Origin of the sequence: Vibrio sp. nBUS_14 (genome assembly GCF_051201655.1) — a bacterium.
GTDB lineage: Bacteria > Pseudomonadota > Gammaproteobacteria > Enterobacterales > Vibrionaceae > Vibrio.
The window spans coordinates 1,067,045-1,092,468 of the sequence record NZ_CP179206.1; the positions used below are offsets into that span (position 1 = coordinate 1,067,045).

Below are 25,424 nucleotides of genomic sequence, written 5' to 3' on the forward strand. Positions count from 1 at the left end.
TCGAAATTCCGATTATTTAAGTCTAACTCTCTGAATTTAAATAGTAGTTTGACTCGTACATAGATAGGTACTGATATGTCAGGTGATAGAAAACGTGGCTTCCTTCGTCCCGATGAAGATAATACGGTTGCCCAGCCTCAAAAATGGGGGCTCCCTGATTACACTTCTGACGTGAGTAAAAATGCTAAAGAGACGGCGTTTAATTACGACCCTAGCTGGATGCCTACGGTTGAAGAAGCCATTGAAGATGAAGAGCTTGTTCTGACTGAAGAGCAGATTGAGCTGATCAAGCAAGGCGCTTATCAGGAAGGCCTTCATCAAGGGCAAGAAGCAGGTTTTAAACAGGGCTACGAAAAAGGCAAAGAAGAAGGACTTGTTGCAGGTCATGCAGAGGGCAATGAAGCTGGTAAGCTTGAAGGTGTTACTGCTGGACAAGAATACATTCAACAACAAGTCGCGGTTTTCATGGGGCTTGCTAACCAATTCGCACAGCCGTTAGAGTTAATGAACGCTCAGGTAGAGAAGCAATTGGTCGACATGGTGCTAACCATGGTTAAAGAAGTCGTTCATGTTGAAGTGCAAACCAACCCGCAAATCATATTAGATACCGTGAAAGAATCGGTCGAGTCATTGCCGATCTCTGGTCACGCAATCACTTTAAAACTTAACCCTGAAGATGTCGCAATCATCCGTTCTGCACATGGCGAATCTGAGCTGGAATGCCGGAATTGGACATTGGTTTCTGAGCCTGCACTCAATCGTGGTGATGTACAAATCGAAGCCGGTGAGTCGAGTGTTAACTACCGCATGGAAGATCGCGTCAAAAATGTGATTCAAAACTTCTGTGGCGTCAATCGTCATCAAGGTCATGAGTAATGCTTGAACTCGCGAATCGCCTAAGCCAATACAAAGTCGAAGGGCTGAAATCACGACCAATTGCCTCAGGTAAGTTGGTGCGCGTTGTTGGCTTAACGCTAGAGGCGACTGGCTGTAAAGCACCGATCGGCAGCTTGTGCTTGGTCGAAACCATGTCTGGTCAGATGGAAGCTGAAGTAGTTGGCTTCTCCGGCGATAATCTATTTTTGATGCCGAGTGAGCAAATCACGGGAATCTTACCGGGCGCACGAGTTACTCCTGTGACCTCTGAAAGCGGCATTCCTGTCGGGATGGAACTGCTTGGCCGTGTGATCGATGGTGTAGGTAACCCGCTTGATGGGCTAGGTCCAATCTATACCGAGCAGCGCGCTTCATTTAACGCAGAACCCATCAACCCTTTAGCTCGTAAACCTATTTCTGAGCCACTCGATGTCGGCTTGAAGGCCATCAACGGTTTGCTTACGGTGGGTAAAGGCCAACGTATTGGCCTGTTTGCGGGTTCTGGTGTTGGTAAATCGGTTACGCTTGGTATGATGACTCGAGGTACAACGGCGCAAGTGGTTGTCGTGGGTTTGATTGGTGAACGTGGACGCGAAGTAAAAGAATTTATTGAAGAGATCCTTGGCGAAGATGGCCGTAAACGTTCGGTTGTTGTCGCAGCTCCTGCGGATTCGTCTCCATTAATGCGTTTGAAAGGCTGTCAGACTGCGTTGGCTGTTGCCGAATATTTCCGAGACCAAGGCTTAGATGTTCTGCTGTTGATGGATTCACTGACCCGTTTCGCTCAAGCACAACGTGAGATTGCTCTGTCGGTCGGTGAGCCACCGGCTACTAAAGGTTATCCGCCATCCGTATTTGCTAAGCTTCCTACGCTGGTGGAAAGAGCGGGTAACGGCAACGATGAACAAGGTTCGATCACCGCTTTCTTTACGGTTCTAACTGAAGGTGATGACTTACAAGATCCGATTGCTGATGCGTCGCGAGCAATTTTGGATGGTCACATTGTGTTGTCCCGAGAGATGGCCGATGCGGGTCACTACCCTGCGATTGATGTAGAGAAGTCGGTCAGTCGTGTTATGCCTCAAATCACCACTGAAGAACATGTTTTGATGTCGAAAGCGGTGCGTCAAGTACTGTCTATCTGTCGTAAGAACCAAGACTTGGTATCGATTGGTGCCTATAAGCCGGGGACTGATTCTGCGATTGATAGTGCCTTTACCTTGAAACCGAGATTGGACGAATACTTACAACAGAAAATGAAAGAAACGGTCCCCTATGACATGTGCGTCAACATGTTGAAGCATGTGTTAGGCGGCTAAGCTGTGTTGAATAAGGTCAATCATGGATAACGCGTTAGAATTCCTTCTCGATCAAGCGAAAGATCAAGAGAACCAAGCAGTATTGGCGCTAAACAAAGCGAATTCTGAGTTGCAAGGTTATTACGATCAGGTCTCGCAGATCGAAAAGTACCGACTGGATTATTGCCAACAATTAGTCGACCGAGGGAAAGCGGGGCTTACAGCCAGCCAATATGGTCACTTGAATCGCTTCTTGACTCAGCTTGACGAAACGCTTTCCAAGCAAAGAGAAGCGGAACACCACTTCAAAAATCAGGTCGATAACTGCCAAGACTATTGGATGGAACTACGTAAAAAGCGTAAATCCTACGAGTGGTTGATGGAGAAGAAGCAGAAAGAGAAAGCCAAACTGCAAGACCAAAGAGAACAAAAACAAATGGATGAGTTCTCGACTCTGATGTATGGCCGAAAGAAGATGTGATCCTAAGCCACGAACGATACAGGTATTATTCGGCAGATTGTAAAATAGAAACTTATAGGCATGTTTCTTGCTCCGTTTTATATAAAATTGCGTGTTATGCCCTACAGCGGTATGAAAAACGCCCGACTTTCTTTTGTTACCTAGTTTATGGCAGCAAAACTAGTAGATAGAGCTTGTATATATGAATGTTAGTCTTTCCTCAAATGCAGCGACCAACAAAACGTCATCATTGTTGGACACCGGTTCTGCCTCTCCAAAGGTAGAAGAAACCGGCGACTCAAAAGGTTTCTTTGAGTCTTTCAACGAAGTGCTAGGCTTTGAAGAAAGTGGCAGAAGAGCAACAACAAAAGAAGCTGACAGTGCATCGGCTAAATCGAGTTCATCTGAAGCGTCTTCTGAGGTGACTAAAGGGGATAGTAGTGAGCCTAAGAGCACAGACGCTGTAAGTGAAGCTCAAACCAAGCAAGCTTCTGCAAAGTTGGAGGCTGAAAAAGTTTCTAGTGAAAAAGCAGCCACTGAAAAAATGGCTGCTGAACAAGCGTCTGAACAAGAACCGAGACGGAGAGGCGTAAGCCCATCGAATCCAAGTGATGACAATACACTCTCCGAGAAGCCACTAGCCAAAGGGGAACAACCTCAAGGTGCATCTCAAGCTAATGCTGCGATGAGTGAGGGTAATAAGTTACTTGGTCAGTTGGATGAGGCAAATAAAACGCTTAATCAAACACCGAACGGCAAAGGCTTGCCTCAGCAAGCTCAAGGTCATATCGCGGGTGCTTTTGCAGCAGGGGCTTCTGCTATAGGCGAAATGGAGAAGGCAGGCGAAGCGGGCAAGGCGATACAACAAGCTAATGTCGCAAATCAAGAGAGTGGCTTGGACGTCGATTCTGAAATCGCAGTGCTTACCGGTGGTAAAGGCGTTTCTCAACTGACAGATGATGAAATTCGTCAATTGATGGACAAAGGCGTTACCCCCGAGCAAATCGAAGCGAGCATGAACAGAGAGCTGAGCCAAAAAAATTCGGCCAGTGATGTTGCGGCTGTTCAAGGTCAAGCAATCTCGCCAGCAGATATTGAGCTCGCAAAGCAGGTTGAGGCTCATACCAAAGCGTTGAACCAATTGAATGGGCAAATCGACTCAGAACAATCAATCGTCGATGGTTTGCTTCAAAAGCAACAAAGCGGCGCTAAGTTGTCGGTTGATGAGCAAACCGCTCTGGCGAAAGCAACGTCTAACCTCGAAGTATTAAACCAGCAACTCACTAATGTTCAACAGCAAGCAAACGCTCTGTTAAGTCAAGCTTCGGACTTGAACGGTAAATCAGGTCAGCCAGCCGCGATTGATTGGGATAATACGGATTCTGCTAAAGCGTTAGCTGCAGTGGCATCGACAGCGGCTGTCGCGACGGCAGCGCAACAAGCGACATCACAGATGTCATCTCAAGCTGCTACTAATGCTGTGGCAGACAAAGCAACAATGTTACACGCCAATAATGCACACGCGGCTCAACAGGCTGCAGCTCAACAGTTAGCAGCTCAGCAGGGTAATGCCGCTTCTGCACAACAAGCCGCCTTAGACCCGAGTTTAACGGCACAAAGTCTGGCAATGAATGCACCAATAGCAGCAACGAAAGCGGGTTCAACGGATATGTTGCTCAAAGCTGGCGCTGGCACAGCTGCATTGTCTGGTCTTAGAAAAGCGGGTGCTAAAGAAGACTCCAAAGAGTCGACACTGGCTCAGCAGATAGCGTCTGCAGCGGGTGTTCAAGGTACTGCAACGACAGGTTCGGCTCCAACACGAGCTGAAATTCAAGCGGCTCAACAGGCTCCTTTGCAGCTCACTAAAGAACTGGCCAACGAGCAAGTGGCAGAAAAAGTACAAATGATGATGTCTAAGAACCTTAAGAACTTGGACATTCGTCTCGACCCGCCAGAATTGGGTCAGATGAAAATTCGCATGACCATGAATAATGACGTGGCGAACGTGCATTTTACAGTGAGCAGTCAACAAGCCAGAGATGTGATAGAGCAGACTTTGCCTCGCTTGAGAGAGATGCTTGCTCAACAAGGTATGCAACTGGCCGATTCGTCCGTTCAACAACAGAATTCTGGACAAAGCCAAGATAGCTATAACAATGGTGAACAACAATCAGGCTCTAACCGCACAAATGATGGTCAAGGTGATGAAAACCTTGATAACGGCAGCAATCTTGAATTGAATGTCGCATCAAAGCGTGATGGAATTAGTTATTATGCCTAGTATCAGGTTTAGATCCGTTAGTCCGTGGAAATAACAGGAAGTTAGAGAAGAATATGGCACAAGTACAAGATGCACCTAAAGGGAAGAGTAAGCTTCTCATCATAATTATCGCAGCCGTCGTATTATTGCTTGGCGGTGGTAGTGCTGCATTTTTCTTTCTAGGCTCAAATGATGAAGCGGCTGAATCTGCGTTGGCAACTGAAGCGCAATCACCGGCCTTTGAGCCAGTGATGTATGTTAATATTCCACAACCTTTTTTGTTCAATGTCACCGGTGACAAAAAAGATCGTCTGGTACAGATCAAAGCGCAGCTTATGGTTCGAGGCAGCAAGAATGAAGACCTTGCTCGATACCACTCTCCACTCGTTGAAAGTACGCTATTGGCGACATTTGCCTCTGCAACGGTAGACCAGTTGCGCTCTCCGATAGGGCGAGTAGAACTTCGTGACAAGGCAACAGAAGATATTAAAGCAAGTCTGGCTCAAGCAGTGGGTCAGCCTGTTATTGAAAAAGTGTTATTCACTGACTTCGTAATTCAATAGGTAATGTGTGACCGATTTATTAAGCCAAGACGAAATTGATGCGCTATTACATGGTGTCGACGATGTTGAAGAAGTTGAAGATGTCTTAGAGTCCGAAAACGAGAATGCGGTTAATTTCGACTTCTCATCTCAAGACCGAATCGTTCGTGGTCGAATGCCGACCCTTGAACTTATCAATGAGCGTTTCGCGCGTCATATGCGAATCAGTTTGTTTAATATGTTGCGAAAAACGGCTGAAGTGTCGATCAATGGCGTACAAATGATGAAATTTGGTGAGTACCAAAACACATTGTATGTGCCCACCAGTTTAAACATGGTGCGCTTCCGACCGCTAAAAGGTACGGCGCTGATCACCATGGAAGCTCGTCTTGTTTTCATCTTGGTAGAGAACTTCTTTGGTGGCGATGGACGTTTTCACGCCAAGATTGAAGGTCGTGAATTTACGCCAACTGAAAGGCGAATTATCCAGCTACTGCTTAAAATTGTATTCGAAGACTATAAAGAAGCTTGGTCTCCTGTGATGGGGGTTGAGTTTGAATACTTGGATTCAGAAGTGAACCCGAGTATGGCGAATATCGTCAGTCCAACAGAAGTGATTGTGGTGAGTTCATTCCATATTGAGGTTGATGGCGGCGGTGGTGATTTCCACGTGGTTATGCCTTATTCCATGGTGGAGCCGATTCGAGAATTACTTGATGCGGGTGTGCAATCAGACAAGATGGAAACCGACGTTCGTTGGAGCTCAGCACTGCGTGATGAAATCATGGATGTGCCGGTCAACTTCCGTGTCAATTTGCTCGAGCAAGATATCTCGTTGCGTGATTTGATGGAACTTCGTCCTGGGGACGTTATCCCGATGAATATGCCAGAACATGCAACGATGTTTGTTGAAGAACTACCAACCTACCGTGTGAAAATGGGCCGTTCAGGTGAAAAGCTGGCAGTACAGATTTCTGAAAAAATTCAAAGACCGCACGTGGTTAAAACCGATCTCGCTTTCCTAGGTAAAGACTTGATGTCTGAACTAGAAAACAGCGATGATAACGATTAGCAAAATATAAATGTATAGGAATTGGTAATGGAACCTAGTGAAGATCAAAAGCTAGCAGACGAATGGGCTGCAGCACTTGGTGAAGACCCTTCTGCACCATCAATTGATGTTGATGATGTTCTCGCGGCGCCACTGGACGAGCTAACGGATTCGTCGTCGCCGATTTCTGAAGATGAGCGTCGTAAACTGGATACCATTATGGATATACCAGTGACCATTTCAATGGAAGTGGGCCGCTCTCAGATCAGTATCCGTAACTTACTTCAATTGAACCAAGGTTCGGTTGTTGAACTAGACAGAATTGCTGGTGAATCACTGGATGTAATGGTAAACGGCACTTTGATCGCGCACGGCGAAGTGGTTGTCGTGAATGACAAGTTTGGTATTCGTTTGACTGACGTGATTAGCCAAACAGAACGTATTAAGAAGCTACGTTAATGAGTTTTTCGTCTCAACAGCTGAAAGCTTTTTCTCAACGAGTGACAGGCATGTATCGAGGAATAGCTGGTTCTCGTGGAATACTAGGCATAGGCTTATTTTCTATGCCTTCCATTGCCTTTGCTGCAACGCCGCCTTCTCTTGATTTAGCGACCACCTTTGGGTCGCTAATTTTCGTTATCGCCTTCATCTTGTTTATCGCTTGGCTGCTTAAGAGAATGCAAGTGCCAACAATGTCCAACCAACAAGGCTTGTCCATTGTGAGACAGATAGCGGTTGGGACAAAAGAACGTATTGCTATCGTTCAAGCGGGTGAGGATCAGTATCTAGTGGGTATCACTACCCAATCGATTCAGCTTATCTCTAAGCTTGATAAACCTCTTACTCAGGAGATGCTGGAAAAAAGCACATTCTCAAGTCAGCTTTCTCAGCTAATAAAAAAAGATGCAAACAAGTAACGGACTTTTGAACTCATCTTACTTTTACCAAAGCGGAGCTTTCCGAATGGTGAAAGTGTGGTTGGTTCCGCTCATTCTCCTCTATTCTCTAGTCTTCAGTGTGTCGGTATTTGCACAAGCTGAATATGGCACCGAAATACCTGCGAATACGGCTGGTTCAGAGTCGGTTACCATCAGTACGATGGAGCAAGACCAAGCCAAATCGCAAACCATGACCACTGGCAGTCTAACGGGCAATGGTGGCGGTATTCCTGCCTTTACCATGACAACCAATGCTAACGGTGGCGAAGACTACTCGATTAATCTACAAATCTTAGCCTTAATGACCATGCTTGGCTTTTTGCCAGCGATGGTGATTTTGATGACGTCGTTCACTCGTATTGTGGTGGTGATGTCTATCTTGCGTCAGGCTATGGGTTTGCAACAAACACCTTCAAACCAAGTCATCATTGGTATCGCGATATTTTTGACCTTCTTCATCATGTCTCCGGTGATCAATCAGGTTAATGAGCAAGCGGTTCAGCCTTATCTGAATGAACAGATATCGGCACGACAGGCATTTGATGTCGCACAAGGTCCGATTAAGTCGTTTATGCTCAAACAGACTCGAATTAAAGATCTGGAAACCTTTGTTGAGATCTCGGGCGCGGAAGTGACCAACCCTGAAGATGTTTCAATGGCGGTTTTAATTCCTGCGTTTATCACGTCAGAGCTGAAAACGGCGTTCCAAATCGGCTTTATGCTGTTCTTGCCGTTCTTAATTATTGATTTAGTCGTTGCCTCGGTGTTGATGGCCATGGGTATGATGATGCTGTCACCGATGATTGTATCCCTGCCATTTAAGTTGATGCTGTTTGTTCTGGTTGATGGTTGGAACTTGATACTCTCCACACTCGCCGGCAGTTTTGCCTTGTAGCTGGGGGAATAATGAATCCTGAAATATTCGTAGAGTTGTTCCAAGATGCATTGTGGATGGTACTGATAATGGTGTGCGCCATTATTATTCCTAGCCTGCTGATTGGTTTGGTCGTGGCGGTATTCCAAGCTGCGACCTCAATCAATGAACAAACCCTCAGCTTCTTGCCTCGTTTGATCGTAACTTTGTTGGCGTTAATGTTGTTTGCTCACTGGATGACGCAGATGATGATGGAGTTCTTTTTTGAACTCATTGAACGCTTACCACAAGTGTTGTATTAGACCTCAATGGAATACCCAACAAGCCTAGTACTCGAGTGGTTAGCCAATTACTTTTGGCCATACACTCGCATCTCAGCCATGCTGATGGTGATGACGGTAACCGGAGCGCGCTTTGTGTCGCCACGTATTCGTCTGTATCTGGGCTTAGCGATTACACTTGCCGTTATGCCAGCCATTCCTGCTGTCCCTAAAGACATTGAGCTGCTTTCATTTCAAGGCTTCCTCACAGTTTTTGAGCAGATCGTGATTGGTGTTGCGATGGGGTTTGTCACTCAGTTTTTGATTCAAACCTTTGTTATGCTCGGTCAGATTCTAGGTATGCAATCAAGCTTGGGCTTCGCCTCTATGGTTGACCCAGCAAACGGTCAGAATACGCCAGTACTTGGTCAGCTGTTTATGTTGCTTGCGACCATGTTCTTTCTGGCGACAGACGGTCACTTAAAAATGCTGCAGCTGGTGGTGTTTAGCTTTACCACATTACCTATAGGCAGTGGTTCTTTAACCGCTATTGATTTTAGAGAGCTAGCCTTGTGGTTGGGTATCATGTTCAAAACAGCGTTAGCGATGTCTTTATCTGGCATTATTGCGCTGCTTACGATTAACCTCTCTTTTGGTGTAATGACACGTGCTGCACCTCAGTTAAATATATTCTCTTTGGGTTTTGCGTTTGCGCTACTCGTGGGTCTGTTGCTTTGTTGGTACATCCTTGGCGGCTTATATAGCCACTATGAGCTGTATTGGTTACAAGGAGAGCAGCAGATATGTCGTCTCATCAGATTGGATTGCTAGGATACTGAAATGGCAGAGTCAGACGGTCAAGAACGCACAGAAGACGCCACGCCCAAACGCTTGCAACAGGCCAAAGAGAAAGGGCAGGTTGCAAGGTCAAAAGAGTTAGCGTCAGCGTCGGTACTGATAGTTGGTGCGATTTCATTAATGTGGTTTGGCGAATCGATGGCGAAAGCTCTGTTCGAGGCCATGCAACGCCTGTTTTCGCTCAGTCGTGACGAAATCTTTGATACCAATAAGTTGCTGGAAATCGCTGGTGGTGCCTTGGTCAACTTGTTGTTTCCACTGTTCTTGATTCTCATCACTTTGTTTGTGGCGGCTGTGATTGGTGCTGCTGGCGTTGGTGGTGTTAACTTCTCGATGCAAGCCGCTATGCCTAAAGCGTCTAAGCTCAATCCATTGAGTGGTATTAAGCGTATGTTTGGCCTACAAAGTTGGGTTGAACTGCTGAAATCTATTTTGAAGGTCGCTCTGGTGTCGGGCATGGCTATCTATCTTATCCAAGCTTCTCAACATGATTTAATGCAATTGAGCATGGATGTGTATCCACAGAATATCTTCCACGCCTTGGATATCTTGCTTAATTTTATCCTACTTATCAGTTGCTCTTTGTTGATAGTGGTTGCGATAGATATCCCATTTCAGATTTGGCAACACGCCGATCAACTTAAAATGACTAAGCAAGAAGTTAAAGATGAGTTCAAAGACACGGAAGGTAAGCCTGAAGTGAAAGGGCGTATTCGTATGTTACAGAGAGAAGCGGCTCAGCGACGTATGATGGCTGATGTTCCTCAGGCAGATGTTATCGTCACCAACCCGGAGCATTTTTCAGTCGCTCTACGCTATAAACAGAATCAAGATAAAGCACCGATAGTCGTTGCCAAAGGTGTCGATCATATGGCGATGAAGATCCGTGAAATTGCACGTGCAAACGACATCTATATTATTCCAGCGCCTCCGTTAGCTAGGGCGCTATATCACACTACTGAGCTCGAACAACAAATTCCTGACGGCCTGTTTACGGCAGTGGCTCAAGTGCTTGCATATGTGTTCCAGCTGAAACAGTACAGAAAAAGAGGAGGGGAAAGGCCGAAATTGCAAGATTCTAATATGCCGATCCCACCTGATTTACGTCATTAGATCAATTGCTTGAGCTCAGTCCAATGAAACTGGATAATGGTTGTGTATCTGAGTGTCTTTATTTGTTAGCTGTGACGATAAATTGACGTTGAGATATTGGTACAGTGCTTGCTACATCAATGCTGAACATTATAAGTCCGATCATGATAAACCTGATCATCATAAACCTTATTGCTATAAATTTTGGCAATACAGCTTAACCCTAAGCCTCGATTCGCTTTGTGGAAGAGCTACAACATAGCGATACTACCCAGATTTATGAAATTTACCCTCCCTTTTGCGGACAAGCTACCTAAAATTCCTAGCCGTGCCATGCCTGCGATTGGCGCGCCTGTTATGGTACTTGCCACACTCGCTATGGTGGTGTTGCCAATTCCAGCTTTCTTGCTGGATATGTTCTTCACCTTCAACATCGCACTGTCTATGGTTGTGCTATTGGTTTCGGTTTATACCCGCAGGCCTTTGGACTTCGCTGCATTCCCAACGGTACTTTTGATTGCCACGCTACTTCGACTGGCCTTGAACGTTGCTTCGACACGTGTGGTATTGCTCCACGGTCACGAAGGGGGCGATGCTGCCGGTAACGTGATTGAAGCTTTCGGTAACGTGGTTATTGGTGGTAACTATGCGGTTGGTTTAGTGGTGTTCTTGATTTTGATGATCATCAACTTCATGGTTGTAACCAAAGGTGCGGGTCGTATCTCGGAAGTCAGTGCACGTTTTACGTTGGATGCCTTACCCGGTAAACAGATGGCAATCGATGCCGATTTGAATGCGGGTTTGATCGATCAAGAGCAGGCTCGTACAAGACGCTTTGAAGTGACCAAAGAAGCGGATTTCTATGGTTCGATGGATGGTGCGTCTAAGTTTGTTAAAGGTGATGCAATCGCTGGTATTTTGATCCTATTCATCAACATCATTGGTGGTTTGAGTATCGGTATGGCTCAGTTCGATCTTGGTTTTGGCGAAGCAATTGAAATTTATACACTACTGACTATCGGTGATGGTCTGGTTGCGCAAATCCCATCGCTATTACTTTCTATTGCTGCCGCGATGATGGTAACGCGTCAAAACACAGATGAAGACATGGGCGAGCAACTTGTCTTCCAAATGTTCGACAACCCTAAAGCCTTAATGATCACTGCCGCTATCCTTGGCATTATGGGTATTGTTCCTGGTATGCCGCATCTCTCATTCTTGAGTCTTGCCATCGTTGCTGGTGCAGGTGCGTATTACATCGATAAAAAGAACAAGAAGAAGGCTGAACAACCCAATCTTCCCGCTACGGTAGAAGCGAATGGAGAAACGGGTTCCCAGAAGGAGCTCTCTTGGGATGACGTTCAACCTGTCGATATTATTGGTTTGGAAGTCGGTTATCGTTTGATCCCGCTGGTGGATAGAGATCAAGGTGGCGAACTGTTAGAGCGTGTGAAAGGGGTTCGTAAGAAGCTGTCTCAAGATTTCGGCTTCCTGATTCCGGCGGTACATATTCGAGATAACCTAGAACTCACCCCAAATAGCTACCGAATCACTCTGATGGGTGTTGCCGTTGGCGAGGCTGAGATTAAGCCTGATATGGAACTGGCGATTAACCCGGGTCAAGTTTACGGAATGATCGATGGTGAGCCGACGATTGATCCTGCCTTTGGCCTTGAAGCCGTATGGATTCGAGAAGAGCAGCGCGAACATGCCCAAGCGTTAGGTTACACGGTTGTGGATTCGTCGACTGTACTAGCAACGCACCTCAGCCAATTGCTAACCAATAATGCGTCACAGCTTATTGGTCATGAAGAAGTACAAAACCTGCTCGAGATGCTAAGCCGCTCGACACCTAAGTTGGTCGAAGGCTTTGTACCGGATCAGTTGCTGCTCGGTGTGGTCGTAAAAGTGCTGCAAAACTTACTGAATGAAGCCATTCCAATTCGAGATATCCGTACTATAGTCCAAACTTTGTCGGAGTACTCAAGTAAGAGTCAAGAACCTGACATACTTACTGCTGCGGTTCGTATCGCTTTGAAACGATTAATTGTTCAAGAAATCAATGGTATAGAGCCTGAACTGCCAGTGATCACCTTGATTCCTGAGCTGGAACAAATATTGCATCAAACCATGCAGGCATCCGGCGGAGAATCTGCTGGTATTGAACCTGGTTTAGCCGAACGTTTACAGACATCCCTCAGCCATGCAACGCAAGAGCAAGAGCTGAAAGGTGAGCCAGCTGTATTACTGACCTCTGGCGTGTTACGTTCCACTCTCGCGAAGTTCGTGAAAAACACGATCCCAAGCTTAAGAGTTTTATCTTACCAAGAGATACCGGACGAAAAGCAGATACGCATTGTACAAGCTGTTGGTAATTAAGCCGCCTAATTAGAACGGACGATCGAATTGAAAATTAAACGATTTTTTGCAAAAGATATGCGAACCGCACTGCTCCAAGTTAAAGAAGAACTTGGCTCAGAAGCGGTGATCATGTCTAACAAAAAGGTCGCAGGTGGCGTTGAAATTGTGGCTGCTATTGATGGCGAATCTAGCCCATCGACAGCCAGCCCAAAACTCAATAAGCCTCAGCAGCCTACGCAAAGTCAATATACTCAAATGGCAGCGCCAGCCGCTCCATCTGGCCGTCGTCAGTTAGATGATGACAAAGTCAGCCTGCAGTCGAATGCTGAAGGCGGACGTTCAATGACCAAGCGTTTCGCTAATATGCTCAAGCAATATAGCCATGGCGCAGACGACGAACCGCAGCACCGAGCTGAAAATGAAGATTCGTTATCCGCGTTGCTTAACCGCCAGTCTGGTGGTAATCAATCGGCTCTTGGTAACCAACAGTCTCTCGGTTATCAACAATCTCGCAGCAGTGGCAACGTAGATTCGGCTTTTGCTCGTGAGTCTGGTTTATCCAAATTGATTGCTGAAGATCGCAGAATCGAGCGTCCAGCACCTCGCTTAGATCCTACTCGCTACGATCGCGGCCGTGATCCCGGTCAGTCGAAAGGTTCAGACAGCGAAATGGAAACGATGCGCGAAGAGATGACCTCTATTCGTCGTCTGTTAGAGCATCAAGTCTCTGGACTGATGTGGCAAGAAGTCGAACGTCGCGAACCGTTGAGAGCGATGCTTATCAAGCGCCTAGAACGTATGGGCGTTTCGGCAGAACTCGCCGATCAAATGGCCTGCTACATTCCAGAAGACACAAAACCAGCACGAGCATGGAAAGCCTTGCTTGCTCTGGTCGCTGATCAAATTTCAGTGACACAAAAAGATATTTTAAAACGCGGCGGTATTGTAGCCTTACTTGGCCCGACTGGCGTAGGTAAAACAACAACCGTTGCTAAGCTCGCAGCCCGCGCAGCAATGGAATACGGCGCAGATAACGTCGCACTAGTGACAACAGACACATATCGTATAGGTGCACATGAGCAGTTATCGATTTATGGTCGAATTATGGGTTGTCCTGTAAGAGTTGCTAAAGATTCTAGTGAACTGGCCGATGTAATATATCAATTACGTAATCGTCGCCTGATTCTGGTTGATACTGCAGGTATGGGACAGCGAGATGTTCGTCTATCTGAGCAGTTAGACACATTGATGCAAGAGAGTGGTTCCGTTATCAATAGCTACCTTGTTTTGCCGGCAACCGCGCAACGTAAAGTGCTGCAAGAAACCATTGAACACTTTAGAAGAATCCCGTTGTCAGGATGTATCCTGACTAAGCTAGATGAATCGCTCAGTTTGGGTGAGTTCATCAGTGTGGTAATACAAAATGCATTACCAGTTGCTTACATAGCAAATGGTCAACGAGTTCCTGAGGATATCGTTATAGCTCAGCCAAAGTACATGATTGCTAAGGCGAATGAGTTATTAGAGAAATCTACAGAGAATGAACCTCATTACTGGAATAGCGATTCTGAAGGACTCTAGGCGGCGGATAAATATGAATGAAAATATGATACATGATCAAGCTAGCGGCCTCCGTCGCTTGACGAAGCCTTCAATCACAAAAGTTATCGCTGTAACTGGCGGTAAGGGTGGGGTAGGTAAATCTAATGTGACGTTAGGTATGGCTATTTGCATGGCTCGCCAAGGCAAAAAAGTCATGGTACTGGATGCCGATTTAGGATTAGCTAACGTCGACATCATGCTGGGTATTCGTTCTAAGCGAAACCTAGGGCACGTTTTGGCGGGTGAGTGTGAACTTAAGGATGCGATTGTCGAAGGGCCGCACGGAATTAAGATAATTCCAGCGACATCGGGTACACAAAGCATGACCGAACTTTCACATGCTCAACATGCTGGTTTGATTCGAGCGTTCGGTTCTCTTGAAGACGAGATGGACATCTTGCTAGTCGATACGGCAGCAGGCATATCGGACATGGTGATTAGCTTTTCAAGAGCAGCGCAAGATGTCGTGGTTGTGGTTTGTGATGAACCAACTTCGATCACTGATGCCTATGCTTTGATTAAGCTGTTGAGCCGAGAGCACCAAGTTCAGCGATTTAAAATCGTTGCAAATATGGTCAGAAGCTATCGTGAAGGCCGAGAATTATTTGCAAAGTTGACTTTGGTCACAGAGCGTTTCTTGAATGTGAGCCTCGAACTCGTAGCATGTATCCCTTTAGATGATAAAGTACGTCAATCAGTCAAGAGACAGAAAATCGTAGTAGATGCGTTCCCTCGCTCTCCTGCGGCGTTGGCAATCAGTTCATTAGCAAATAAAGCATTGACGTGGCCAATACCAAAGACGCCAAGCGGGCATTTGGAATTTTTTGTTGAAAGGCTGCTGAATCGTCCTGAATTTGTAGAGGAACCATTTGGTGAATAAAGCGCTTACCTACGATCAGCATGCAAATCTCAATAGCCAGCAGGCTTTTTTTGAGAAGTACTCTGTGTTGGTTAAACGTATCGCTCATCACTTGTTGGGGCGATTGCCGCCTAATGTATTGGTTGATGACTTAATTCAAGCTGGCATGATTGGCTTGATTGAAGCGCAACAAAACTATGATGGTACCAAAGGCGCAAGCTTTGAGACGTATGCTGGTATTCGAATTCGCGGGGCTATGTTGGATGACATTCGCCGTGGCGATTGGGTGCCAAGATCGGTTCACAAAAATAATCGAGAAATCAGCAGTGCGATTGCAGAGCTGGAAAGTATTCTAAATCGAGACCCAAGTGATGCTGAAGTGGCAAAACATATGGGGCTCAGTTTAGATCAGTACCACAGTGCATTGACCGATATTAACTGCTCAAGATTGGTCGGTATCGAAGATTTAGGCGTCTCAGATGATGTCATTTCTCCGAATGAAGATTCTCAAGACAATGCGCCCTTTCAAGGGGTTGCAGATGAGTCATTCCGCCAAGCTTTGATCGATTCGATAAAACAACTTCCAGAAAGAGAAGGCCTCGTGCTTTCACTTTATTACGACGAAGAACTCAATTTAAAAGAGATTGGGGAAGTGTTAGGTGTCAGCGAATCTCGTGTCAGCCAAATACTGAGCCAATCGATGCAGCGTCTACGCACTAAGTTAAGTGCTTGGACACAGAACGACTAACAACACTGGTTTTATTCAGTGGAGGCTAATTTGAACAAAAACATGAAAATTCTCATTGTTGACGACTTTTCAACGATGCGCCGAATTGTTAAAAACCTACTGCGCGATTTAGGTTTCAACAACACTCAAGAAGCAGACGATGGCTTGACCGCTTTACCAATGCTGAAAAAAGGCGAATTTGATTTCGTGGTAACCGACTGGAACATGCCGGGTATGCAAGGTATTGACCTGTTAAAACACGTTCGTGCAGACGCAGAACTTAAGCACCTTCCAGTGCTTATGATCACGGCAGAAGCGAAACGTGAACAGATCATCGAAGCTGCTCAAGCAGGTGTTAATGGTTACATTGTGAAGCCTTTCACAGCGGCAACTCTGAAAGAGAAACTTGATAAGATTTTTGATCGCTTATAAGCGTCAATACTAACCTGTTTTTAGGCGCTTCTAGAGAGACACTCACGGTTAAGTTTGTTGTTTATCTCAATGGTCGAAGCGTCATAAAAGTATGCGGAGTAAGGCCGAATTCAGGATGATTTCATTAGAACAAGCAAAAAAATTAGTAGAGCTGCTTGAAAACGATGAGCAGCAAGGTGCTGATTCTCTTGTTAGAAGCATTTATGAAGATAATTTTAGTCTTCAAGACAATCCAATGCTTCAAGAAATAGGTAGTCTGACTCGCGACCTCCATGACTCTTTGGCTCAATTCAATTTCGATGAACGCATCAGCGTTATCGCAAATGATGAAATCCCTGATGCTAGGGATCGCCTTCAATATGTCATTGATAAAACGGAAGTTGCAGCAAACAAGACGATGGACGCAGTCGATCGTTGTATGCCAATAGCAGACAACCTACACGATTGTTTACTTCAAGTAAGGCCTCAATGGAATGAACTGATGCATGGCCGCATTGAGCTGGCACAATTTAAAGCTTTATGTCACCGCATTGATGGATTACTTGTCCAAGTAGAAGGCGATAGTACTGAACTACGTGGACAACTGACTGAAATCTTGATGGCTCAAGATTTCCAAGATTTAACTGGGCAGATCATTAGCAAAGTTATTACCTTGGTAAATGAGGTTGAAGGGCGTTTGGTGGAGATTCTCACGGTATTCGGTGCGAATCAGATAGAGCCAACGCCAGAAAAAGAGAAGAAAGCATCTATTGCTCCTGAGGGTCCAATCATGAACCCAGAAGCGCGCGAAGACGCTGTGGCATCTCAAGATGAAGTCGACGATTTGTTATCCAGTCTTGGATTTTAAAGGTAACGTATGAGCTACGATTTAGACGAAGATATTCTTCAGGACTTTTTAGTCGAAGCAGGAGAGATCCTTGAACTCCTATCAGAACAATTGGTAGAGCTTGAGAATAACCCTGACGACAAAGACCTATTAAATGCTATTTTCCGTGGTTTCCATACAGTAAAAGGTGGTGCTGGTTTCCTAGCATTGACTGAGCTGGTGGATACTTGTCATGGTGCTGAGAATGTGTTCGACATTCTAAGAAACGGCCAACGCAGCGTAACATCAGGTTTGATGGATACGATGCTGCAGGCTCTCGATACAGTGAATGTACAGTTTCGAGCCGTGCAAGATGAGGAGGCTTTAGTACCTGCTGACCAATCTTTATTGGATGAGCTTCATCGTCTCTGCAAACCAGAGGCTGCTGATGAAGTCGCGCCAGCCCCTGTCATTCCTGAACCTATTGTTGCTGCGCCTGAACCTGTTGTAGAAAGCTCTAGTATCAGTGCATCTTCAGTGGATGATATCTCTGAAGATGAGTTTGAACGCCTACTTGATGAACTTCATGGTAAAGGTGGTTCACCGACAGCAGCTTCTGCACCAACTCCGCCGCCAGCGCCCGCTACGCCTCAGCCAGTTGCTGACAGTGGTGATATTACTGATGATGAATTTGAAAAGTTATTAGATGAACTGCACGGTGCTGGTAAGAGTCCGACAGCGGCAAGTTCAACGCCTCCACCACCTCCTCCTGTCGCTGATCCAGTTTCGGTGATGTCTGAAGGCGATGACCTGATGACGGACGAAGAGTTTGAGAAGTTACTTGATCAGTTACATGGTTCAGGTAATGGCCCGTCGATTGAAGAGCTGGATGCTGCAACTAAGCCTGCTGATGTAAAAGCTGCTTCTGTTGTACCTGCACCACAAGTCGCTCCTAAGCCACAACCAGCAACTCCTGCTGTTGCGAAGCCTGCTGCTAACGCTGAATCTAAGCTGAATGTTCCAGCTAAGGCTGAAGTTAAAACGTCAGCGAAGAAGCAACAAGCGGAAGCAACGGTTCGTGTTGATACATCAACACTCGATACCATCATGAACATGGTCGGTGAGTTGGTATTGGTTCGTAACCGACTGGTGAGTTTAGGCTTAAACAGCAATGACGAAGAAATGGCGAAAGCTGTCTCGAATTTAGACGTTGTTACCGCAGACCTTCAAGGTGCGGTAATGAAGACTCGTATGCAGCCGATCAAGAAAGTTTTTGGTCGTTTCCCACGAGTTGTCCGCGACCTTGCTCGTAGTTTGAAGAAAGACATTGTTCTTGAAATGCGCGGTGAAGAAACGGATCTTGATAAGAATTTAGTAGAAGCACTTGCCGATCCACTGATTCACTTAGTGAGAAACTCTGTGGACCACGGTATTGAGATGCCTGAAGCTCGTATTGCGGCTGGCAAATCACAAACAGGTAAAGTGATCCTGTCAGCCTCGCAAGAAGGTGACCATATTGAATTGGCTATCGTTGATGACGGTGGCGGTATGGACCCTGATAAGCTTCGTGCTATTGCGGTTAAACGTGGTCTGATGGACGAAGACGCAGCGTCTCGCTTATCAAACAAAGAGTGTTTCAATCTTATTTTTGCACCTGGCTTCTCAAGCAAAGAGCAAATATCAGATATCTCTGGCCGTGGTGTAGGTATGGACGTTGTGAAAACAGCGATCAATACACTGAATGGTTCAATTGATATCGATTCTGAAATGGGTCAAGGCACCAAGATTACGATCAAGGTTCCACTGACGCTTGCGATTCTTCCAACCTTGATGGTCGGCGTAGCGGGTCACCCATTCGCGTTGCCATTGGCTTCTGTAAACGAGATTTTCCACTTAGACCTAAGCCGTACTAACGTGGTTGATGGCCAGTTGACCATCATCGTCCGTGATAAATCTATCCCGTTGTTCTATTTACAAAATTGGCTTGCACCAAAAGCCGGTATTGTTGAACTACGCAAAGGGCATGGTCACGTTGTTATCGTTCAGCTTGGAAGCCAAAGAGTTGGCTTTGTTGTCGATACGCTGATTGGTCAAGAAGAAGTCGTTATCAAGCCACTTGATAAGTTGTTGCAAGGTACGCCAGGTATGGCAGGCGCGACAATTACAAGTGATGGACACATTGCATTGATTCTCGATGTGCCTGACTTGTTGAAGCAGTACGCTGCAGCATCAAGAATTTAATTTAAGGATAAATATGGCGATTAAAGTATTAGTCGTTGATGATTCGAGCTTTTTCCGCCGTCGCGTAAGCGAGATCATCAACTCAGAGGCTCGCCTAGAAGTCATCGATGTAGCTGTAAATGGTAAAGAAGCGGTTGAGAAAGCAAAGAAGCTTAGACCTGACGTCATTACTATGGACATCGAAATGCCAGTCATGGACGGCATCACAGCCGTTCGTGAAATTATGGCTGCGTCTCCAACGCCTATTTTGATGTTTTCATCGTTAACGCATGATGGTGCTAGAGCAACATTGGATGCGTTAGATGCCGGAGCTCTGGATTTCTTACCTAAGAAGTTCGAAGACATCGCTCGAAACCGTGACGATGCGGTCGTTCTGCTTCAACAGCGTGTGATTCAAATTGCCGCTAAGCGTGCGTTCATGCGCCGTACACCTGTTGCTCCTAGAGCAACGGCAGCAGCAACTGCGTCAACAGCTTCATCGCTGCGTCAAACCACTTCAGCGGTAACACCTGCTGCGAAGCCTGTTGTTGCATCGACTGCAAAATTTAGAGCATCAGGTAAAAAGTATCAGTTAACTGCTATTGGTACGTCGACTGGCGGTCCTGTTGCACTACAGAAGATTTTGACTCGCATTCCTGCTCATTATCCACATCCGATCGTGTTAGTTCAGCACATGCCAGCAACCTTTACTGCTGCATTTGCAAGCCGGCTGAATACCTTGTGTAAGATCGAAGTTCGCGAAGCGCAAGACGGAGATGTGTTGAAACCAGGAGTGGCTTACCTTGCTCCCGGTGGTAAACAGATGATGGTTGATGGTCGTGCAGGGTCTGCTCGCTTACGAATTATCGATGGCGGCGATCGAATGAACTACAAGCCTTGTGTGGATGTCACATTCGGTTCTGCTGCAAAGATCTACGGTGACAAAGTCTTGTCTATGATACTGACCGGTATGGGCGCTGATGGTCGAGAAGGTTCGCGTATGTTAAAAACTGCGGGCTCGACGATTTGGGCACAAGACGAAGAAAGCTGTGTTGTATATGGTATGCCTCAAGCTGTAGCAAAAGCTGGCATTTCTACTGAAGACCTACCTCTAGACCGCATCGCGGAAAGGATCTTGGTTGAAGTTGGCTTAGCTTAGGTAAATCGACATGATTGTTTGGAGTGTTGCAAACCAAAAAGGTGGTGTTGGCAAAACAACCACGACGGTGACCTTGGCAGGCTTGCTTGCCTTGAAAGGCCACCGTGTTCTGTTGGTTGATACCGATCCGCATGCATCACTGACCACTTATCTGGGTTACGATTCAGATACGGTGGAGTTGAGTTTGTTTGATCTGTTTCAGTTGCGTGAGTTTACTGCTCAGACGGTAAGACCTTTGACATTGCAAACTGAAGTTGAAGGCATTGATATTATCCCTGCACATATGTCGCTCGCGACATTAGACCGTGTGATGGGTAATCGCAGTGGAATGGGGTTAATTTTAAAGCGTGCGCTTGCCGCTTTGAAAGATGACTATGACTATGTGTTGATCGATTGCCCGCCGATTCTTGGCGTGATGATGGTGAATGCATTGGCAGCCAGTGATCGTATCTTGATCCCAGTCCAGACTGAGTTTTTAGCAATGAAAGGGTTGGAACGCATGATCCGAACTCTGACTATCATGCAAAAATCTCGCAAAACGCCGTTTAAAGTGACGGTAGTACCAACGATGTATGACAAGCGAACAAAGGCTTCATTACAGACGTTAACTCAGCTGAAAGAAGATTATCCAAATCAAGTTTGGACCTCTGCTGTCCCTATTGACACTAAGTTTAGAGATGCAAGCCTAAAGCGCTTACCAGCATCTCATTTTGCATCGGGTAGTCGTGGTGTATTTGCTTACAAACAGTTGCTTATTTATCTCGAAAGGCTGGCGATAAATGAGCGCGAATAAAGAATCAATAATGGCGCAACCAAGTTTATCGAGTGAACAAGCACTTGATGATTATTTTACTGCGCTGTTAGGCGATGAAGTTCTGGATTCTGATGAATTTTTTGTTGACGAGTCTAACGCTCAGTCATCATCTGCAGAGCCAGAGCCAGAGCCAGAGCCAGAGCCAGAGCCAGAGCCAGAGCCAGAGCCAGAGCCAGAGCCAGAGCCAGAGCCAGAGCCAGAGCCAGAGCCAGAGCCAGAGCCAGAGCCAGAGCCAGAGCCAGAGCCAGAGCCAGAGCCAGAGCCAGAGCCAAAACGTTCAAGCTACTCCACCTATGCCGAGCTGAGAGAGGCGGAGTTTGAGGTTCCAAACCTTGAGGATGTACAAAAACTGCTGAGCCGCTTAGAAGCGACGAACGTGGTTGATGAACTGAATCTTGATGAATTAATGGATCAAAATACACAGAAAATTGCTCAACACGCAGACATGCAAATGTTTGATGCTGCCGTGGAATCCGTTCAGCTTTCTGTAGAGCCTGAAATTCAAGACTGGAATCTCCTTGAGCCTGATTTATCAATGGCTGTTGAGCCATCTGTTGAGCCATCTGTTGAGCCATCTGTTGAACAAGCTGTTGAGCCGACAATTGAGTCACCAATAGCTGAAGACTCACACGTCGAAGCTCAGCAAGACGAAACGGACATTGAAGAACCAGAGATTGAATCGAACGGTGAACCTGAGGTTGAACTTGAAACTCAATCAGGCGGCATTGAACGGTTTACATCATGGGAAAGCACAGCTCGAACAGAAGATTTTCAGGTACTGTATTTTGATGTCAACGGGGTAACTTTTGCGGTCCCTCTTGATGAACTTGGTGGTATTCATCGCCTTGAAGAGCTTAGCCATTTGATTGGTAAGCCTGCTTGGTATTTAGGTTTGCAAACAAACCGAGATAGTCAGTTAGATGTTGTCGACACCGCAAAATGGGTGATGTCTGAGAAACTAACGAATGATGAATACAAAGAAAACTATCAATATATAGTTATGCTTGGAGAAAGCTTGTGGGGGCTTGCCGGTACTGAGCTGAAAGGCACTGAGCTTCTCAATACAGATAAAGTACGTTGGCGAGAAATGGCGGGGAAACGGCCTTGGCTCGCTGGTATGGTAAAAGAAAAAATGTGTGCTTTGATTCATGTCGAAGCATTGATCGTCATGCTAAACGCAGGGCTAGATGTAAAAGCATTAAGCTAGTAATAAGCACTAGGCTAACAACAAGTATCAAGTTAATAATAGTGGTCGGTAACGACGGCAAGAGGATTAAATATGTCTCATATGAGTGAAATTGAAGTAAGAAAAGACCCAACTAATGATGAAGTACTTCAATGGGTGACATTCCAGCTAGAAGAAGAAACTTACGGCATCAATGTTATGCAGGTACGTGAAGTACTTCGCTATAGCGAAATCGCTCCAGTACCGGGCGCTCCAGACTATGTTCTAGGTATTATCAACCTACGTGGTAACGTTGTGACTGTTATCGACACTCGCTCTCGCTTTGGTTTAATGCAAGGTGAAATAACAGATAATACTCGTATCATCGTTATTGAATCTGAGCGTCAAGTTATTGGTATCTTAGTAGATAGCGTTGCTGAAGTGGTTTACTTACGTTCTTCTGAGATCGACACGACCCCAAGTGTTGGTACTGACGAAAGTGCTAAGTTCATCCAAGGTGTAAGCAACCGTGATGGCAAGCTGCTTATCTTAGTAGATCTAAACAAACTACTAAGCGAAGACGAATGGGATGAGATGGCTCACCTGTAATGTTTGAAGCGCTTCCTTTGACTCCTGCAGTGTTAATTGCAGGAGTCGGCGTGTTTACGTTGTTCATCTTGATTTTGCTTAGCAAAGTAAAACGTGCAATTCAAAAACAGCTAGACCAATCACGCCTTCAAGTTCGTAACCTGGACAAAGAGCTGCAAAAATCGAGTAAGCAATTACTTGAGGTTCGCTCTGTTGTTCTTGGTCTTGGTCAAAAAGTGACCGAGCAACAAGATGTGATTAAGCATTTGAATGAGCGTATCGTTGAACTCGAACACGCTGATACTGATGGCCGTTTGTACACACGAGCGACCAAAATGGTTCAGCTTGGTGCTGGGATAAATGAACTGATTGAAGAATGCGAATTGCCAAAAGCGGAAGCTGAGCTAATGATGTCTCTGCAGAATAAGCTGGCAGGCAAAGAGAAGATTCCTTCATTAAGAAGTAACCCGTCATCTTTTGATAAACAACCCTCTTCTCACGATCGTAAGCCTTCACCTCCACGTCGTTAAATTGAGCGCTTAATCAGTATTAATAATCAGATGTTTATTATGTACTCCTCTTAAAAAGAAGCTTCGGCTTCTTTTTTTATGTCTGTCGGTTTATAGAATGATGTTTATAAGTGCTTGTATCTACGACAATATCTGCATCAAGAATAAAAATGTGTAAATTGTGATGTGGTGGTAACAGTTTCTTACGGAGTTTGTTCCCTCGAAAACGCCTAGTCCTATTTTGTGACCTTACTGGTGTGCTACTATAGCGCTCTCATTACTCTACTAAATTTACCTATGCTAGAAGTCTCTAATTTAACTGCTATTCGTGACGACAGGGTTCTATTTGAATCGTTGTCTTTTCAGCTAAAACCAGGCGAACTGGTTCAAGTTGAAGGTCGTAACGGTACTGGGAAAACGACACTCCTGAGAATCATCACTGGCTTAGGTGACCGTGATGAAGGATCTATCTCTTGGGATGGTAGCTCTATTGAGTCGAGTCGAGACATTTATCATCAAAACCTTCTGTTTCTTGGGCACCAAACCGGTGTTAAGCGCGAACTCAGCGCGTATGAGAACCTTAGTTTTTATCAATCGATTCATAATGCCGATACCACTAAGGAAGAGCTCTATCATGCCTTGACTCAAGTGGGTTTAGCTGGAAGAGAGGATGTCCCTGCAGGTCAACTTTCAGCAGGGCAACAACGCCGTGTTGCGTTGGCGCGTCTTTGGTTGAGTAAGCAAATGTTATGGATTTTGGATGAACCACTGACTGCAATTGATAAGCAGGGTGTCAAAGTTCTGGAATCTCTTTTTTCTCAGCATGCGGATAATGGTGGCATTGTGTTATTGACCACTCACCAAGATATGTTTGCTGACAGCCCGAAACTAAGAAAAATAAAGTTGGGTGAGTAATATGATCTCTTCAATGACAATGATCATTCGACGCGAATTGCTTATCGCATTTCGTCGTCAAGCGGATATTTTTAACCCTCTGTGGTTTTTCATCATTGTAATCACCCTTTTCCCGTTAAGCATTGGGCCAGAGCCAAACTTACTCGCTCGTATTGCAGCAGGCATCGTTTGGGTAGCCGCTTTACTCTCTGCGTTGCTCTCTTTAGAGCGTTTGTTTCGCGATGATTTTCAAGATGGCGCCCTTGAGCAAATGATGCTGATGCCCATCCCGTTGCAATTGGTAGTATTGTCCAAGGTCATAGCACACTGGTTATTGACTGGGTTACCATTAATTTTGATTAGCCCTCTATTGGCGGTATTACTGTCTTTGGATTTCGATACCTGGCTGTCGGTTGTTTTAACGTTATTGGTCGGTACGCCTGCATTGAGCTTTATTGGTGCGATTGGTGTGGCTTTAACGGTGGGGCTTCAGAAAGGTGGTGTGCTTTTAAGCCTGTTAATTCTGCCGCTGTACATCCCCATTCTTATATTTGCTACATCTGCGATTGATGCGGCAGCACTAGGTGTTGCGTATAACGGCCAGTTGGCGGTGCTTGGGGCGATGTTAATGGGTGCCATGACTCTGACACCTTTTGCGATTAGCGCCGCACTTAGAGTGAGTGTGAACTGATTAGGGGGCCGTTATCGTATAGCTAATGTGAACCAAACGTGTCGATTGGACTTACAGAGTCAGTAAAACTGAAAGCAAGACAAATAAAT

At 45.7% G+C, this 25,424-nt stretch carries 26 protein-coding genes; all 26 read left to right on the top strand.

Annotated elements, in window-relative coordinates:
- The first annotated feature begins 75 nt into the window (after nt 1-75).
- On the top strand, nt 76-876 hold the full coding sequence (gene fliH, locus ACMAZD_RS04940; RefSeq protein ID WP_435248768.1) for a flagellar assembly protein FliH: 801 nt from the start codon (nt 76-78) through the stop codon (nt 874-876).
- On the top strand, nt 876-2,195 hold the full coding sequence (fliI, locus tag ACMAZD_RS04945; protein WP_435248769.1) for a flagellar protein export ATPase FliI: 1,320 nt from the start codon (nt 876-878) through the stop codon (nt 2,193-2,195). The genes fliH and fliI overlap by 1 nt, the downstream gene beginning before the upstream one ends.
- Before the next feature lie 22 nt (nt 2,196-2,217).
- Nucleotides 2,218-2,655 (top strand): flagellar export protein FliJ, encoded by a 438-nt coding sequence (fliJ, locus tag ACMAZD_RS04950; RefSeq protein ID WP_192853199.1) that lies wholly within the window; start codon nt 2,218-2,220, stop codon nt 2,653-2,655.
- Nucleotides 2,656-2,836: 181 nt separating this feature from the next.
- Nucleotides 2,837-4,915 carry a flagellar hook-length control protein FliK gene (locus ACMAZD_RS04955; RefSeq protein ID WP_435248770.1) on the top strand — a complete coding sequence of 693 codons (2,079 nt, stop codon included), beginning with the start codon at nt 2,837-2,839 and terminating at the stop codon, nt 4,913-4,915.
- Nucleotides 4,916-4,968: 53 nt separating this feature from the next.
- Complete coding sequence (gene fliL, locus ACMAZD_RS04960; protein WP_435248771.1) at nt 4,969-5,457, top strand: flagellar basal body-associated protein FliL; 489 nt, start codon at nt 4,969-4,971, stop codon at nt 5,455-5,457.
- A 7-nt stretch (nt 5,458-5,464) separates the two neighbouring features.
- Nucleotides 5,465-6,508 (top strand): flagellar motor switch protein FliM, encoded by a 1,044-nt coding sequence (gene fliM, locus ACMAZD_RS04965; protein WP_017110130.1) that lies wholly within the window; start codon nt 5,465-5,467, stop codon nt 6,506-6,508.
- 27 nt (nt 6,509-6,535) lie between these two features.
- Nucleotides 6,536-6,946 (top strand): flagellar motor switch protein FliN, encoded by a 411-nt coding sequence (gene fliN, locus ACMAZD_RS04970; RefSeq protein ID WP_004739851.1) that lies wholly within the window; start codon nt 6,536-6,538, stop codon nt 6,944-6,946.
- Complete coding sequence (gene fliO, locus ACMAZD_RS04975) at nt 6,946-7,404, top strand: flagellar biosynthetic protein FliO (protein WP_435248772.1); 459 nt, start codon at nt 6,946-6,948, stop codon at nt 7,402-7,404. The genes fliN and fliO overlap by 1 nt, the downstream gene beginning before the upstream one ends.
- Nucleotides 7,391-8,320: a flagellar type III secretion system pore protein FliP gene (fliP, locus tag ACMAZD_RS04980; RefSeq protein WP_435248773.1), complete on the top strand. Its 930-nt coding sequence runs from the start codon at nt 7,391-7,393 to the stop codon at nt 8,318-8,320. Before fliO ends, fliP begins: the two co-directional genes overlap by 14 nt.
- Nucleotides 8,321-8,331: 11 nt before the next feature.
- A complete protein-coding gene (gene fliQ, locus ACMAZD_RS04985; protein ID WP_213865765.1) occupies nt 8,332-8,601 on the top strand; it encodes a flagellar biosynthesis protein FliQ in 270 nt (89 codons plus the stop codon).
- A gap of 6 nt (nt 8,602-8,607) precedes the next feature.
- Nucleotides 8,608-9,390 carry a flagellar biosynthetic protein FliR gene (fliR, locus tag ACMAZD_RS04990; RefSeq protein ID WP_435248774.1) on the top strand — a complete coding sequence of 261 codons (783 nt, stop codon included), beginning with the start codon at nt 8,608-8,610 and terminating at the stop codon, nt 9,388-9,390.
- 9 nt (nt 9,391-9,399) lie between these two features.
- Nucleotides 9,400-10,530, top strand: a complete 1,131-nt coding sequence (gene flhB, locus ACMAZD_RS04995) for a flagellar biosynthesis protein FlhB (protein WP_017110125.1) — start codon at nt 9,400-9,402, stop codon at nt 10,528-10,530.
- A 258-nt stretch (nt 10,531-10,788) separates the two neighbouring features.
- On the top strand, nt 10,789-12,888 hold the full coding sequence (gene flhA / locus ACMAZD_RS05000; protein ID WP_435248775.1) for a flagellar biosynthesis protein FlhA: 2,100 nt from the start codon (nt 10,789-10,791) through the stop codon (nt 12,886-12,888).
- Between the two features lie 27 nt (nt 12,889-12,915).
- On the top strand, nt 12,916-14,451 hold the full coding sequence (gene flhF, locus ACMAZD_RS05005; protein WP_017104838.1) for a flagellar biosynthesis protein FlhF: 1,536 nt from the start codon (nt 12,916-12,918) through the stop codon (nt 14,449-14,451).
- A gap of 13 nt (nt 14,452-14,464) precedes the next feature.
- On the top strand, nt 14,465-15,352 hold the full coding sequence (locus ACMAZD_RS05010) for a MinD/ParA family protein (RefSeq protein ID WP_435248776.1): 888 nt from the start codon (nt 14,465-14,467) through the stop codon (nt 15,350-15,352).
- Nucleotides 15,345-16,079 carry an RNA polymerase sigma factor FliA gene (locus ACMAZD_RS05015; protein ID WP_435248777.1) on the top strand — a complete coding sequence of 245 codons (735 nt, stop codon included), beginning with the start codon at nt 15,345-15,347 and terminating at the stop codon, nt 16,077-16,079. The genes ACMAZD_RS05010 and ACMAZD_RS05015 overlap by 8 nt, the downstream gene beginning before the upstream one ends.
- Before the next feature lie 42 nt (nt 16,080-16,121).
- A complete protein-coding gene (cheY, locus tag ACMAZD_RS05020) occupies nt 16,122-16,490 on the top strand; it encodes a chemotaxis response regulator CheY (protein ID WP_017104841.1) in 369 nt (122 codons plus the stop codon).
- A 115-nt stretch (nt 16,491-16,605) separates the two neighbouring features.
- On the top strand, nt 16,606-17,337 hold the full coding sequence (locus ACMAZD_RS05025) for a protein phosphatase CheZ (RefSeq protein WP_435248778.1): 732 nt from the start codon (nt 16,606-16,608) through the stop codon (nt 17,335-17,337).
- A 9-nt stretch (nt 17,338-17,346) separates the two neighbouring features.
- Complete coding sequence (locus ACMAZD_RS05030; protein ID WP_435248779.1) at nt 17,347-19,536, top strand: chemotaxis protein CheA; 2,190 nt, start codon at nt 17,347-17,349, stop codon at nt 19,534-19,536.
- A gap of 13 nt (nt 19,537-19,549) precedes the next feature.
- Nucleotides 19,550-20,674, top strand: coding sequence for a protein-glutamate methylesterase/protein-glutamine glutaminase (locus tag ACMAZD_RS05035; RefSeq protein WP_435248780.1), 1,125 nt, complete (start codon nt 19,550-19,552; stop codon nt 20,672-20,674).
- 10 nt (nt 20,675-20,684) lie between these two features.
- On the top strand, nt 20,685-21,467 hold the full coding sequence (locus ACMAZD_RS05040) for a ParA family protein (protein WP_435248781.1): 783 nt from the start codon (nt 20,685-20,687) through the stop codon (nt 21,465-21,467).
- The gene (locus ACMAZD_RS05045; protein WP_435248782.1) at nt 21,454-22,695 is read left to right on the top strand and encodes a chemotaxis protein CheW; all 1,242 of its coding nucleotides are present in this window, start codon (nt 21,454-21,456) and stop codon (nt 22,693-22,695) included. Before ACMAZD_RS05040 ends, ACMAZD_RS05045 begins: the two co-directional genes overlap by 14 nt.
- A 72-nt stretch (nt 22,696-22,767) precedes the next feature.
- Entirely contained in the window at nt 22,768-23,262 is a 495-nt protein-coding gene (locus tag ACMAZD_RS05050) for a chemotaxis protein CheW (RefSeq protein ID WP_004736225.1), read from the top strand.
- On the top strand, nt 23,262-23,771 hold the full coding sequence (locus tag ACMAZD_RS05055) for a DUF2802 domain-containing protein (RefSeq protein ID WP_435248783.1): 510 nt from the start codon (nt 23,262-23,264) through the stop codon (nt 23,769-23,771). Before ACMAZD_RS05050 ends, ACMAZD_RS05055 begins: the two co-directional genes overlap by 1 nt.
- A 276-nt stretch (nt 23,772-24,047) precedes the next feature.
- The gene (gene ccmA, locus ACMAZD_RS05060) at nt 24,048-24,665 is read left to right on the top strand and encodes a cytochrome c biogenesis heme-transporting ATPase CcmA (RefSeq protein WP_435248784.1); all 618 of its coding nucleotides are present in this window, start codon (nt 24,048-24,050) and stop codon (nt 24,663-24,665) included.
- A gap of 1 nt (nt 24,666) precedes the next feature.
- On the top strand, nt 24,667-25,335 hold the full coding sequence (ccmB, locus tag ACMAZD_RS05065; RefSeq protein ID WP_122053846.1) for a heme exporter protein CcmB: 669 nt from the start codon (nt 24,667-24,669) through the stop codon (nt 25,333-25,335).
- The last annotated feature ends 89 nt before the right edge of the window (nt 25,336-25,424 follow it).